General features: G+C 46.9%; 12 protein-coding genes, 5 tRNA genes and 2 rRNA genes. 3 read left to right on the top strand and 16 right to left on the bottom strand.

All coding sequences use genetic code 11. The features are described from left to right. Positions 1-141 precede the first annotated feature (141 nt). From rplL to VOA_RS16575, 11 genes are all read right to left on the bottom strand, one after another. Positions 142-507, bottom strand: coding sequence for a 50S ribosomal protein L7/L12 (gene rplL, locus VOA_RS16620; protein WP_000028974.1), 366 nt, complete (start codon positions 505-507; stop codon positions 142-144). Between the two features lie 66 nt (positions 508-573). Continuing rightward, positions 574-1,062 (bottom strand): 50S ribosomal protein L10, encoded by a 489-nt coding sequence (rplJ, locus tag VOA_RS16615; RefSeq protein ID WP_001207198.1) that lies wholly within the window; start codon positions 1,060-1,062, stop codon positions 574-576. Positions 1,063-1,332: 270 nt separating this feature from the next. After that, positions 1,333-2,034 (bottom strand): 50S ribosomal protein L1, encoded by a 702-nt coding sequence (gene rplA / locus VOA_RS16610; RefSeq protein ID WP_001096670.1) that lies wholly within the window; start codon positions 2,032-2,034, stop codon positions 1,333-1,335. 4 nt (positions 2,035-2,038) lie between these two features. Then, positions 2,039-2,467 (bottom strand): 50S ribosomal protein L11, encoded by a 429-nt coding sequence (gene rplK / locus VOA_RS16605; protein ID WP_001085798.1) that lies wholly within the window; start codon positions 2,465-2,467, stop codon positions 2,039-2,041. A gap of 130 nt (positions 2,468-2,597) precedes the next feature. Beyond that, the gene (nusG, locus tag VOA_RS16600; protein WP_001287510.1) at positions 2,598-3,146 is read right to left on the bottom strand and encodes a transcription termination/antitermination protein NusG; all 549 of its coding nucleotides are present in this window, start codon (positions 3,144-3,146) and stop codon (positions 2,598-2,600) included. 15 nt (positions 3,147-3,161) lie between these two features. Then, the gene (gene secE / locus VOA_RS16595; RefSeq protein WP_000646630.1) at positions 3,162-3,542 is read right to left on the bottom strand and encodes a preprotein translocase subunit SecE; all 381 of its coding nucleotides are present in this window, start codon (positions 3,540-3,542) and stop codon (positions 3,162-3,164) included. 223 nt (positions 3,543-3,765) lie between these two features. Beyond that, positions 3,766-4,950: an elongation factor Tu gene (gene tuf / locus VOA_RS0117195; protein ID WP_000031618.1), complete on the bottom strand. Its 1,185-nt coding sequence runs from the start codon at positions 4,948-4,950 to the stop codon at positions 3,766-3,768. Positions 4,951-5,054: 104 nt separating this feature from the next. Beyond that, positions 5,055-5,130 (bottom strand) — tRNA-Thr (locus VOA_RS16590). A gap of 13 nt (positions 5,131-5,143) precedes the next feature. Continuing rightward, positions 5,144-5,218, bottom strand: a tRNA-Gly gene (locus VOA_RS16585). 34 nt (positions 5,219-5,252) lie between these two features. After that, positions 5,253-5,337, bottom strand: a tRNA-Tyr gene (locus VOA_RS16580). Positions 5,338-5,373: 36 nt separating this feature from the next. Then, positions 5,374-5,449: transfer RNA gene (locus tag VOA_RS16575), tRNA-Thr, on the bottom strand. Positions 5,450-5,657: 208 nt separating this feature from the next. Between VOA_RS16575 and coaA the strand changes: the two genes are divergently transcribed. Then, positions 5,658-6,581, top strand: a complete 924-nt coding sequence (gene coaA, locus VOA_RS16570; RefSeq protein ID WP_000075696.1) for a type I pantothenate kinase — start codon at positions 5,658-5,660, stop codon at positions 6,579-6,581. Positions 6,582-6,635: 54 nt separating this feature from the next. Here coaA and birA read toward each other — a convergent pair whose 3' ends face one another. Continuing rightward, complete coding sequence (gene birA, locus VOA_RS16565) at positions 6,636-7,598, bottom strand: bifunctional biotin--[acetyl-CoA-carboxylase] ligase/biotin operon repressor BirA (protein ID WP_000658161.1); 963 nt, start codon at positions 7,596-7,598, stop codon at positions 6,636-6,638. Next, positions 7,595-8,668 (bottom strand): UDP-N-acetylmuramate dehydrogenase, encoded by a 1,074-nt coding sequence (gene murB / locus VOA_RS16560; protein WP_083806199.1) that lies wholly within the window; start codon positions 8,666-8,668, stop codon positions 7,595-7,597. Before murB ends, birA begins: the two co-directional genes overlap by 4 nt. Before the next feature lie 36 nt (positions 8,669-8,704). Between murB and VOA_RS16555 the strand changes: the two genes are divergently transcribed. Beyond that, positions 8,705-9,127 (top strand): GNAT family N-acetyltransferase, encoded by a 423-nt coding sequence (locus tag VOA_RS16555; RefSeq protein ID WP_000889220.1) that lies wholly within the window; start codon positions 8,705-8,707, stop codon positions 9,125-9,127. A gap of 94 nt (positions 9,128-9,221) precedes the next feature. Further along, complete coding sequence (pssA, locus tag VOA_RS16550) at positions 9,222-10,562, top strand: CDP-diacylglycerol--serine O-phosphatidyltransferase (RefSeq protein ID WP_000561712.1); 1,341 nt, start codon at positions 9,222-9,224, stop codon at positions 10,560-10,562. A 278-nt stretch (positions 10,563-10,840) separates the two neighbouring features. Here the strand turns inward: pssA and VOA_RS16545 are convergent. The 3 genes from VOA_RS16545 to VOA_RS16535 all read right to left on the bottom strand — a co-directional run. After that, a tRNA-Asp gene (locus VOA_RS16545) sits at positions 10,841-10,917 on the bottom strand. A 75-nt stretch (positions 10,918-10,992) separates the two neighbouring features. Then, a 5S ribosomal RNA gene (gene rrf / locus VOA_RS16540) occupies positions 10,993-11,108 on the bottom strand. A 110-nt stretch (positions 11,109-11,218) separates the two neighbouring features. Beyond that, positions 11,219-14,076, bottom strand: a 23S ribosomal RNA gene (locus tag VOA_RS16535); the annotation flags it as partial.

A 14,076-nucleotide genomic window follows, 5' to 3' on the forward strand; every position in this document is an offset into this window, starting at 1 on the left:
CATTGCGTTGAAATGAACTCATTTGCATGAATATGGAACGCTTAAACAGCGGGAAAATTCGTCCATACCCTACAGCGCAAAAAGGCCGGTGGTTATTAAACCACCAGCCATTAGCCTTTCGGCTAAGAAATTAAGTAGGAATTACTTAACTTCAACAGTTGCACCAGCTTCTTCAAGCTCTTTCTTCAGTGCTTCTGCTTCTTCTTTAGATACAGCTTCTTTAACAGTTGCTGGAGCGCCGTCTACAAGAGCTTTAGCTTCTTTCAGACCTAGGCCAGTTGCGCCACGTACTGCTTTGATAACAGCAACTTTGTTCGCGCCTGCAGCAGACAGAACTACGTTGAATTCAGTTTGCTCTTCAACAGCAGCAGCAGCAGCTGGACCAGAAACAACTGCAGCAGCAGCAGAAACACCGAACTTCTCTTCCATAGCAGAGATCAGTTCAACAACTTGCATTACAGACATTTCTGCAATAGCGTCTAGGATTTGCTCGTTAGTAATAGACATAACAATTCTCTTTTAAGTCAACAATAAGTTTATTTAGCAACCAGTAAAAAGCAAAAGCGATTTTGCTTATGCAGCTTCTTTTTGATCGCGGACAGCAGCGATTGTACGAACCAGCTTGCCAGCAGAAGCTTCTTTCATGCACATCATCAGGCGTGCAATCGCTTCATCGTAAGTTGGTAGTGTCGCTAGTACTTCAGGGTCAGTCAGTACGCCTTCAAATGCAGCTGCTTTGATTTCGAATGCTTTGTTCTCTTTAGCGAAGTCTTTGAAAAGACGCGCTGCAGCACCTGGGTGCTCATTAGAAAAGCCGATCAAAGTAGGACCTACGAATACGTCTTTCAGACATTCGTAAGCTGTGCCTTCTACTGCGCGACGTGCCAGTGTGTTACGAACAACTTTCAGGTAAACGCCCGCTTCACGAGCTTGTTTACGCAGATTAGTCATCGCAGCAACTTGAACACCACGAGAGTCAGCAACAACTGCAGAAAGTGCACCACTGGCCGCTTCGTTGACTTCAGCAACAATTGCTTTTTTGTCTTGAAGATTTAAAGCCATCTTGGATTAACTCCTGGTTGTCGTTACACCGCTCACTATTATCAACAACAGTGAGAGCTTTTTTGGTGCAGTCCCAGAAGAAAGGTAACTTAAAAAGTAGATCTTTCTGTCAGTTCGGGCACCATCTACGTAGGTTTTATTAAGTTATCCGAAGATAACGCCTACGGTCTTGGACGGAGACTGGTTTTTCACCACAAGGGTAAAAGTTCAGCCCCAACCACAAATATTAGGCGCAGAATTATACACAAATTCTGCGCCTAAGCAAATGCATTAAGCTTGTGCGCTCAGTGTATTCTGATCGACAGCAACGCCAGCACCCATAGTAGTAGAGATGCTTACCTTCTTCACGAAAACGCCTTTCGCAGAAGATGGTTTTGCTTTTTTCAGAGCAACCAACAGAGCTTCTAAGTTCTCTTTCAGTTGTTCAGTTTCGAACGATACCTTACCAATAGTGGTATGGATGATACCGTTCTTGTCGTTACGGTAACGAACCTGACCAGCTTTCGCGTTCTTAACCGCTTCAGCAACGTTAGGAGTTACAGTACCAACTTTCGGGTTTGGCATCAGACCACGTGGGCCTAGGATAGTACCTAGCTGACCAACAACGCGCATTGCATCTGGAGATGCGATAACTACATCGAAGTTCATTTCGCCTTTCTTCACTTGGTCAGCCAGATCTTCCATACCAACCAGTTCAGCACCAGCAGCTTTAGCCGCTTCAGCGTTAGCACCTTGAGTGAATACCGCTACGCGGATGTCACGGCCAGTACCGTGTGGCAGCACAGTCGCGCCACGAACGTTTTGGTCAGATTTACGAGCATCGATACCCAGGTTAACAGCAACGTCAACTGATTCAACGAACTTCGCTGTTGCCAGCTCTTTCAGCAGAGCAACTGCTTCGTTGATGTCGTACTCTTTAGTTACATCCACTTTTGCGCGGATAGTACGCATACGTTTAGTTAGTTTTGCCATTGTATTAACCCTCAACCACTAGGCCCATTGAGCGAGCAGTACCTGCGATAGAACGCTTCATCGCTTCAATATCAGCACCAGTCATGTCAGCCGCTTTAGTTGCAGCGATTTCTTGGATTTGAGCGTCAGTGATTGTGCCCACTTTAGCAGTGTTAGGACGTGCAGAACCAGACTTGATACCTGCTGCTTTCTTCAGAAGAACTGCTGCTGGTGGAGTCTTAGTTTCGAACGTGAAAGAACGGTCGCTGTATACAGTAATAACTACTGGCGTTGGCAGACCTTTCTCTAGAGATTCTGTGCGTGCGTTGAACGCTTTACAGAATTCCATGATGTTAACACCACGTTGACCCAGAGCTGGACCTACTGGTGGACTTGGGTTTGCCATGCCAGCTGCAACTTGCAGCTTTACATAAGCTTCAACTTTCTTAGCCATGATATTTCCTAGATTATGGGTACAAACGCTAATCAATTGATCAGCTCCCCGAGTTTCATAAAGAACCTGTAAAAAGGCGCGAAATTATAGTCATAATCCACGCCCCACACAAGCCTAAAGAGATGCTTTTTTAATCAAGCTTTTCCACTTGACCAAATTCGAGTTCAACAGGTGTTGCACGACCAAAGATCGAAACCGACACTTTCAAGCGGCTCTTCTCATAATCCACTTCTTCAACGGTACCGTTGAAATCAGCAAATGGACCATCATTAACGCGAACAACTTCACCTGCTTCAAACATGGTTTTCGGACGCGGTGCTTCACTGGCTTTTTCAAGACGGTTAAGAATAGCATCCGCTTCCTTATCCGTGATCGGAGCTGGGCGATCCGATGTACCACCGATGAATCCCATTACGCGAGGTACGCTACGTACCAAGTGCCAAGATTCATCATTCATGATCATTTGCACTAGAACATAACCAGGGAAGAATTTACGTTCGCTTTTGCGGCGTTGGCCAGCGCGCATTTCCACCACTTCTTCTGTTGGTACTAACACTTCACCAAACAGCTCTTCCATACCATGCATTTTGATATGTTCACGAAGTGATTGAGCAACACGTCCTTCAAATCCCGAGAAGGCTTGAACTACATACCAGCGTTTTTTGGGAGCTTCACTCATGTATTAAACCCTCTACTATACTCCGGTCGCAAAGGCCACTAGACGAACCATAATGCCGTCAATACCCCAAAGCGCCAGAGACATTACAATACTTACTGCTAAAACGATTAATGTAGTTTGCATGGTTTCTTGGCGGGTAGGCCAAACCACTTTGCGAACTTCCATACGAGATTCGCGTGCAAAAATAATCGCTTCTTTGCCTTTTGTTGTTGTAGCAGCAACACCGAGTGCTGCAGCAATCAACACAATAACACCTGCGGCACGAGCCACCACAGACAGTTCACCATACAGGTAATTACCCACAACAGCGGCAAGCAGCAGAACAAAAGTGATTACCCACTTCAGAGTGTCTGCTGCATTTGAGCTATCAGGAGCTTCAGCGTTGTTTGCTTTCATAGACCAACCTGTCACAAATCTGACTTCTAGACGACAACGACCCCGCTGTTGCAGGGCAAATCCATTCGGTCAACGCAATGCGTTGATTCCATACTAAAGAGCGAGAAAATACTCTCTCAACCCCAAACTTTGACTGCGACTGATCAATAAATCGACACATTATTACGCAGTGCAGAAAAAGGGCATCAAATGATGCCCTTTTTAGTAGTGCTTAGTCAAATAATTAAGCGATGATCTTCGCTACAACACCAGCACCTACAGTACGACCACCTTCACGGATCGCGAAACGTAGACCTTCGTCCATCGCGATTGGTGCAATCAGGTCTACAACCATCTTGATGTTGTCGCCTGGCATTACCATTTCTACGCCTTCTGGAAGTTCGATGCTGCCTGTTACGTCAGTTGTACGGAAGTAGAACTGTGGACGGTAACCTTTGAAGAATGGAGTATGACGGCCACCTTCGTCTTTTGACAGTACGTATACTTCTGATTCGAACTTAGTGTGTGGGGTGATTGAACCTGGCTTCGCCAGTACTTGACCACGCTCTACTTCGTCACGCTTAGTACCACGTAGTAGTGCACCAACGTTCTCACCTGCACGACCTTCGTCAAGCAGCTTACGGAACATCTCTACACCTGTACAAGTAGTAGTTACTGTGTCTTTGATACCTACAATCGCAACTTCGTCACCTACACGCAGAATACCACGCTCGATACGACCTGTTACTACTGTACCACGACCTTGGATTGAGAATACGTCTTCGATTGGCATCAGGAATGCCATGTCTACTGCACGCTCTGGCTCTGGAATGTAAGAGTCTAGCGCTTCTGCTAGTTCTACAATCTTCGCTTCCCACTGTGCTTCACCGTTTAGCGCGCCTAGTGCAGAACCTTGGATTACTGGCAGGTCATCACCTGGGAAATCGTACTCAGAAAGTAGCTCACGCACTTCCATTTCAACCAGCTCTAGAAGCTCTTCATCATCAACCATGTCACATTTGTTCATGAATACGATGATGTAAGGAATACCTACCTGGCGACCCAGCAGGATGTGCTCACGAGTTTGTGGCATTGGACCATCTGTCGCAGCAACAACTAGGATACCGCCGTCCATCTGTGCAGCACCAGTGATCATGTTCTTAACATAATCCGCGTGTCCTGGACAGTCTACGTGTGCGTAGTGACGGTTTGGTGTGTCGTACTCTACGTGAGAAGTATTGATTGTAATACCACGCTCACGCTCTTCTGGTGCGTTGTCGATTGACGCGAAGTCACGAGCTTTACCGCCGTAAACTTTAGCAAGAGTAGTACAGATAGCTGCAGTTAGAGTTGTTTTACCGTGGTCAACGTGGCCGATAGTACCAACGTTTACGTGCGGTTTCGTACGTTCAAATTTCTCTTTAGACATGAGTTGTCCCTCTAGGTACGGATTTAGGTGGCTTTTGAGATGACCACGCAACCAAAAAATATCGGTAATAAAGTATATATCAAAAGGAAATTTTTGCTTAGAGCTGGTGCTGATAGGCAGAATCGAACTGCCGACCTCATCCTTACCAAGGATGCGCTCTACCATCTGAGCTATATCAGCACTCTAAAATGAGTGGAGCGGGCAGCGGGAATCGAACCCGCATCATCAGCTTGGAAGGCTGAGGTAATAGCCATTATACGATGCCCGCACACGTAACTCTGAGAGCTATTTCTTTAAGAATATGGTGGAGGGGGACGGATTCGAACCATCGAAGGCGGAGCCGGCAGATTTACAGTCTGCTCCCTTTGGCCACTCGGGAACCCCTCCAAATTTTTAGACCATTTTCACTGCTAGTGGAGAAAATGGTGCCGACTACCGGAATCGAACTGGTGACCTACTGATTACAAGTCAGTTGCTCTACCTACTGAGCTAAGTCGGCATAAGTGGAGCGCATTCTAGTGAATGATTCTGGGGGTTGCAACCCTTATCTCGAAAAAAAAATCATTTTTCAGGGCTTTTTGTTTAATAGATGTTTTTTTGGGCAAATTACCGCGTAATCGCTAATTCTCACATCATTCTATTTTGTTTTATCTTTCGCTTATTGTATTTTCACTTTCCTTATTATTAACCACATGATTGAACCGATGATGAGTCCTTATTTAACCTTTGATCGCCAACACTGGGCTGAATTACGTAATTCAGTACCCATGACGCTGTCGGAAAGCGATCTTAAGGAATTACAAGGAATCAACGATCATTTAACTATGACCGAAGCGGTTGAAATCTATCTTCCCCTCGCTCGCCTGCTCAATCTGTATGTTGCAGCTCGACAAAGTCGTAATGGTGTATTGCATCAGTTTTTGGGCAATACCGAGTCGGCTCCACCGTTTGTCATTGGCATTGCTGGCAGCGTTGCGGTCGGTAAAAGTACCACAGCACGTTTGCTGAAAGCCTTGTTATCTCGTTGGGAAAATCATCCGAAAGTAGAACTGATCACCACAGATGGCTTTCTATACCCCAATAAGGTGCTGACTGAGCGTGGCATCATGCATAAAAAAGGCTTTCCTGAGTCTTATAATATTCGCAGACTGGTTGAGTTTGTTTCCGAAGTCAAAGCGGGGCAGCCGAATGTGGTCGCTCCCGTGTACTCACATCTGACTTACGATATTACTGATGAACAGAAAGTAGTTGATCGCCCAGATGTGCTGATCATCGAAGGTTTGAATGTACTGCAAAGTGGTATGGACTACCCTCACGATCCACATCGTGTGTTTATTTCTGATTTCCTCGACTTTTCGATTTATGTCGATGCGGACAGTGAGCAGATCGAAAAGTGGTATGTGGAACGCTTTATGAAATTTCGCCAAGGTGCTTTTAAAAAGCCCGGTTCGTACTTCAGTCACTACACTGCGCTAACCGAAGCACAGGCGGAGCAAAAGGCCCGTTCGATTTGGGAAACCATCAATGGTAAGAATCTGGTTGAGAATATTCTACCCACCAAAGGACGGGCGCATCTGATCTTGCGTAAAGGGCTTAACCATACTGTAGAGGAAGTGCTACTACGTAAATAAGCATTACAGGCTACTCGATTATGATAAAAAAGAGGCTTTCACCTCTTTTTTGCTTTAGTCATTTTTACGTAGTGATATTTCACCGCCAATAAAGCTTTTCAGGCCGTCAGCGGTTTCTAATAATACGCCACCGTGCTCATCGATCCCACGTTCAATCCCTCGAACTTCATTTGCTCCCATCAAAAGTTTAACGGGTCGACCAATAAAGTTATCCCAACGATTCCAACGCTCGACAAAATTTTGCATTCCCGAAACTTCATATTGGCGTAGGGTGCGATCTAAAGCACTAATGAGATTGGTGGCTAACGTATTACGATCAATTCGACTTTGCCCCGTCACTTCCGCAAGACTTACCCATGGTTGGTCAATATTGCCTTCGTTATCACGCATCGCAAGATTGATCCCCATCCCGATCACTAAATGCGCCGCAGCCCCCGCTTGACCTGACATTTCCACTAAGATGCCCGCCAGTTTTTTGTCTTGATAATAGAGATCATTCGGCCATTTGAGCTTAACGCCATTCACACCTATGGCTTCCAACGCCTCAACAATGGCTACCCCAACCACCAAACTCAGCCCCATCGCCGCTGCCATACCAGCATCTAAACGCCAATACATGGAGAGGTAAAGGTTGGCACCAAAAGGAGATACCCAATGTCGGCCACGTCGACCGCGTCCACTGGCTTGATATTCGGCTAAACAAACGGTTCCGGATGACAGAGTGTCTACATGATCAAGTAAATATTGGTTGGTCGAGCCAATAATTGGGTGCAACTCAACAGGGTTTGTGACTTGCGATTGAATAACCGACTGCTCAAGCAACATCATGGGCTGTGCCAGTTGGTAGCCTTTACCTTGCACCCGAAACACATCTACACCCCACTCACGAATGCCTTGAATGTGCTTACTGATCGCTGCACGCGAGATCCCAAGCTGAGCACCTAATACCTCGCCAGAGTGGAAATCACCATCCGACAGCTGTTTGAGTATATTTAATTTGGCACTGTGCTCTTTCATTTTTGCTTATTCATCAACTGGGTCAAATTGGTTTCCTTGCTCTCCCCCATAAAACGCACCTCATGCTCTAATTCGATACCATAACATTTAAGCACTTGTTGTTTTACGTAGGCAGCCAGCTGCAAAATGTCTTTCGCACAAGCTTCTCCAGTATTCACAATTACTAAAGCTTGCTTAGGGTGCACTTTCGCCCCACCGATTTGCTGGCCTTTCAATCCCGCTTTATCAATTAACCACCCAGCTGCGATTTTCACACCATGTTCCGCAGGATAAGCGACAATATCTGGGTGAGACGCCTGTATGCGAGCAAATTCAAGCTCACTGATCACAGGATTTTTGAAAAAGCTTCCCGCATTCCCCATTAGATTAGGGTCGGGCAACTTCTCCATTCGTGTTGCACAAACACGCTGATAGACATCATCTGCCGTACAAGTTGCAGGAAGATCTTTTAACGGACCGTAATTAATACTCGGCACCCAAGCTTTGGCTAATTTCAGTCCAACCGCAATCACCACCGCTTTCTCATAGAGCTGATGCTTAAAGATCGAATCACGATAGTCGAACTGGCACTCTTCTACCGTCAAACGTTTCACCTCTCCCGTTTCTAAGCATAAGTAATCCACATAATCACAAACATCTTTGAACTCAACGCCATAAGCGCCGATATTTTGAATGGGTGCAGAGCCTGCACAACCAGGGATCAGCGCCAGATTTTCAAGCCCACCAATACCTTGCTCAACACACCAAGCCACCAGAGCAGGCCAATCTTCACCGCCCGACACATGCAGCCAGTGGTAACTATCATCTTGTTGATGCTCAATTCCCTTTAGCCGATTCAATATCACCATCCCCGAATAAGGGCAAGTAAACAACATATTACTGCCTTTACCAATGATCAGCTTAGGCACACTTATCCATTGCGCTGAACAGTACAACGCTTTGAGATCATCAATCGATTCTGCTACGGCTAATTGCGCAGTAGTTTGTTCAATACCAAAGGTGTGATAGGGCTTTAGGCTGGCCCTGAGTTGAATTTGCATGGTCGTCTTAGGATAACTTAAACTGAACACATTCTACCTCAGATAACCAATAAGCACGAAAGACCAATGTTAGAGTTTCAGCAATTTGATCCTATCAAACTCCCGCTCATAAAGCGTTTTTATAAAATGCACTACCCAGGTACCAAACCCAAAAGTGATGAGCAGATCATTGTGGCATTGGAAAAAACGGAAATTATCGCTGTAGTACGTTTTCGTGCGATTGGTGTTCATCGTTTACTCACCGGCATGACGGTAAAAGAACAGAATCGCCAGCAAGGTATCGGTAAGCAACTTCTCCACCATTGCCAAAGGGAATGGCTTAACCACTCGACATACTGTTTTGCTTATGCACACCTCGAAAATTTTTATCAACAAGGCAGTTTTGTTCGAATAGAAACATTCGAACTTCCTTTCGAACTATCCATCCTCTTTGAACGATACTCACGAAGCGGCAAAGATCTCATTCCGATGCGATATCAAGCGAAGTAATGTCAAGAATAGTCGCCATTTCTAGCCTTTTCTTAACCAGTTTTGGTAATATCCATTGCTCGCAATTTTGCACACAACAAGGTAATGCATCCCAATGATTGCTCGAAGAAACCCTATCGAACACCTACCAGCGATTGCGCAAGATCCTGACAAATTTGGCGTACTGCTCTCGGCTGCGGATTTTCGAACTCATTTGGTGGAATCGATTCGTCAGGCGCGCAAACGTATCTACCTCGTTGCACTCTATTTAGAAAATGATGATGCGGGTCGTGAAATCCTCACTGAGCTTTACGCAGCCAAGCAACGCAACCCAGGACTCGACATTCATATTTGTGTTGACTGGCATCGTGCACAACGTGGATTGATCGGAGCAGCCGCATCTGAAGGTAATGCGGCGATGTATCGTGACTTTGCTCAGCAACATGAGCACTGTATTCCTGTTTATGGCATACCGGTTAGAGGCAGGGAAGTCTTTGGCGTTCTGCATCTAAAAGGCTTCATTATTGATGATCAAGTCATCTACAGCGGTGCGAGCCTCAATAATGTCTATCTCCAATTTCATGGCCGCTACCGTTTTGATCGCTACCATACCTTAGAAAATGCTGAACTTGCCGACAGCATGGTGCATTTTATCCAACAAGAAATGCTGGCTCACCCGGCTGTCAACAACCTCGCTTGTGGTAGCAAACCCACCACAAAAGAGATTAAGTCTGATATCCGCCAATTCCGAGCTTCACTTGCTCAAGCCAATTATCAATTTGCTAAACAGAAAGTGAATGAAGGTCAGGTCGCTGTCACACCCTTGGTTGGACTCGGTCGACGCAGAAATCGGTTGAACCAAAGCATTATCCAATTGTTAGCCTCTGCTAAAGATGAAGTGTTTATCTGCACGCCATACTTTAATTTCCCGCCGAGCATCGCTAAAGAGGTGAAAAAAGCACTGCGACGTGGCGTGAAAGTGCATATTGTGATTGGCGATAAAACCGCGAATGATTTCTACATTGCACCAGAAGAGCCATTCAAGACTATCGGTGGCTTACCTTACTTGTATGAACTTAATCTGCGCCGCTTTGCGAAAGCCAATGAAGCACATATTGCAAGCCGCAAGCTCTCAATCCACCTCTGGAAGCATGAAAATCACAGCTTTCATCTCAAGGGAATTTGGGTGGATAAACGTTATATGCTCATTACAGGTAATAACCTCAATCCACGCGCTTGGAAGCTCGACCTCGAAAATGCAATTTTAATTCGTGATGATTACCATCACCTCACTACCAAATTTGAAGCTGAAATTGACAATATTCTGCAGCATACTCAGCTCATCTGCACTTATAAGCAAATTGAAAAACCCGAGCACTACCCAGAAAAGGTACAACGCTTAGTACGCCGAATCATGCGTCTAAAAGCCGATCGTGTCCTCAAACAAATTTTATAATCAAAGCTTACACTACCAGCCGATGCATCCGCATCGGCTTTTTTATTGCTCGATATAGACATCCGAAACGACTATGCACTGACAGAAGCTTTATTGAAAAATTCCGATGGATAAACGCAAAAAGACAAAAAGAGCAGTAAGAAGAGTTGAACAGTTTGGGATGATTGAACATCATAGAGGATGAGCACTGGGATAGACGATAAGCGGTAATTACCTCTGGCTTTCAATGATTTCCAGAAAGCAAAAAACCCAGTCCTAAGACTGGGTTTCGTAATAAGTGGCGGAGCGGACGGGACTCGAACCCGCGACCCCCGGCGTGACAGGCCGGTATTCTAACCGACTGAACTACCGCTCCGCTGTCTGGTTAGACGTTTCGTCTACTTTTTTTGCCTTTAGATTTTTCTTAAACATCTAAAAACAACAAGTTAAAGCCTGGCGATGTTCTACTCTCACATGGGGAAACCCCACACTACCATCGACGCTGTTTCGTTTCACTTCTGAGTTCGGGATGGAGTCAGGTGGGTCCAAAACGCTATGGTCGCCAAGCAAATTCTTTCTCTCTATTTCTAGAGAATAATCTGGAAAGCTGTCTTCGTTCTCACACACATTCTTATGCGCTTAGCTTTGAGTCCACTACAAAACCCCTTGGGTGTTGTATGGTTAAGCCTCACGGGCAATTAGTACAGGTTAGCTCAACGCCTCACAACGCTTACACACCCTGCCTATCAACGTTCTAGTCTCGAACAACCCTTTAGGACAGTTAAACTGTCAGGGAAGACTCATCTCAGGGCTCGCTTCCCGCTTAGATGCTTTCAGCGGTTATCGATTCCGAACTTAGCTACCGGGCAATGCGTCTGGCGACACAACCCGAACACCAGAGGTTCGTCCACTCCGGTCCTCTCGTACTAGGAGCAGCCCCCTTCAATCTTCCAACGCCCACGGCAGATAGGGACCGAACTGTCTCACGACGTTCTAAACCCAGCTCGCGTACCACTTTAAATGGCGAACAGCCATACCCTTGGGACCGACTTCAGCCCCAGGATGTGATGAGCCGACATCGAGGTGCCAAACACCGCCGTCGATATGAACTCTTGGGCGGTATCAGCCTGTTATCCCCGGAGTACCTTTTATCCGTTGAGCGATGGCCCTTCCATACAGAACCACCGGATCACTATGACCTGCTTTCGCACCTGCTCGAACCGTCATTCTCGCAGTTAAGCGGGCTTATGCCATTGCACTAACCTCACGATGTCCAACCGTGATTAGCCCACCTTCGTGCTCCTCCGTTACTCTTTGGGAGGAGACCGCCCCAGTCAAACTACCCACCAGGCACTGTCCTCAACCCGGATAACGGGTCTAAGTTAGAACATCAAACATACAAGGGTGGTATTTCAAGGACGGCTCCAACGCAACTAGCGTCACGTCTTCATAGCCTCCCACCTATCCTACACATGTAGGTTCAATGTTCAGTGCCAAGCTGTAGTAAAGGTTCACGGGGTCTTTCCGTCTAGCCGCGGGTACACTGCATCTTCACAGCGATTTCAATTTCACTGAGTCTCGGGTGGAGACAGCGTGGCCATCATTACGCCATTCGTGCAGGTCGGAACTTACCCGACAAGGAATTTCGCTACCTTAGGACCGTTATAGTTACGGCCGCCGTTTACCGGGGCTTCGATCAAGAGCTTCGCTTGCGCTAACCCCATCAATTAACCTTCCGGCACCGGGCAGGCGTCACACCGTATACGTCATCTTGCGATTTTGCACAGTGCTGTGTTTTTAATAAACAGTTGCAGCCACCTGGTATCTGCGACTCTCGTCAGCTCCATCCGCGAGGGACTTCACCATCAAGAGCGTACCTTCTCCCGAAGTTACGGTACCATTTTGCCTAGTTCCTTCACCCGAGTTCTCTCAAGCGCCTTGGTATTCTCTACCCGACCACCTGTGTCGGTTTGGGGTACGATTCCATCAAATCTGAAGCTTAGAGGCTTTTCCTGGAAGCATGGCATCAATGACTTCACACCCGTAGGTGCTCGACGTCGTGTCTCAGCCTTAGAAAGAGCCGGATTTACCTAACTCTTAAGCCTACGCACTTGAACCAGGACAACCGTCGCCTGGCCCACCTAGCCTTCTCCGTCCCCCCATCGCAATTTGATTGAGTACGGGAATATTAACCCGTTTCCCATCGACTACGCTTTTCAGCCTCGCCTTAGGGGTCGACTCACCCTGCCCCGATTAACGTTGGACAGGAACCCTTGGTCTTCCGGCGGGGAGGTTTTTCACCCCCCTTGTCGTTACTCATGTCAGCATTCGCACTTCTGATACCTCCAGCAAACCTTACGATTCACCTTCAACGGCTTACAGAACGCTCCCCTACCCAATGCCCAAAGGACATTGCCGCAGCTTCGGTGTATTGCTTAGCCCCGTTACATCTTCCGCGCAGGCCGACTCGACTAGTGAGCTATTACGCTTTCTTTAAATGATGGCTGCTTCTAAGCCAACATCCTAGCTGTCTGAGCCTTCCCACATCGTTTCCCACTTAGCAATACTTTGGGACCTTAGCTGGCGGTCTGGGTTGTTTCCCTCTCCACGACGGACGTTAGCACCCGCCGTGTGTCTCCCGGATAGTACTTACTGGTATTCGGAGTTTGCAAAGGGTTGGTAAGTCGGGATGACCCCCTAGCCTTAACAGTGCTCTACCCCCAGTAGTATTCGTCCGAGGCGCTACCTAAATAGCTTTCGGGGAGAACCAGCTATCTCCGAGTTTGATTGGCCTTTCACCCCTAGCCACAAGTCATCCGCTAATTTTTCAACATTAGTCGGTTCGGTCCTCCAGTTGATGTTACTCAACCTTCAACCTGCCCATGGCTAGATCACCCGGTTTCGGGTCTATATCCAGAGACTGAGCGCCCAGTTAAGACTCGCTTTCGCTACGGCTCCCCTATACGGTTAACCTTGCCACTGAATATAAGTCGCTGACCCATTATACAAAAGGTACGCAGTCACACCACGAAGGTGCTCCTACTGCTTGTACGTACACGGTTTCAGGTTCTATTTCACTCCCCTCACAGGGGTTCTTTTCGCCTTTCCCTCACGGTACTGGTTCACTATCGGTCAGTCAGGAGTATTTAGCCTTGGAGGATGGTCCCCCCATATTCAGACAGGATATCACGTGTCCCGCCCTACTCGATTTCACGCTCGATGAAGCGTCGGTTACGGGGCTATCACCCTGTATCGCCAAGCTTTCCAGCTTGTTCACCTACTTCAACGAGTGCTTAAGGGCTAATCCAGGTTCGCTCGCCGCTACTACCGGAATCTCGGTTGATTTCTTCTCCTCGGGGTACTTAGATGTTTCAGTTCCCCCGGTTTGCTCTGTTAACCTATGGATTCAGTTAACAGTAACTGCTTATGCAGTTGGGTTTCCCCATTCGGAAATCGCAGACTCAAACGGCTCTTACTGCCTTATCTGCGCTTATCGCAAGTTAGTACGTCCTTCATCGCCTCTGACTGCCCAGGC

It is taken from the genome of Vibrio sp. RC586 (genome assembly GCF_000176715.1).
In the GTDB taxonomy this organism is placed as follows: domain Bacteria; phylum Pseudomonadota; class Gammaproteobacteria; order Enterobacterales; family Vibrionaceae; genus Vibrio.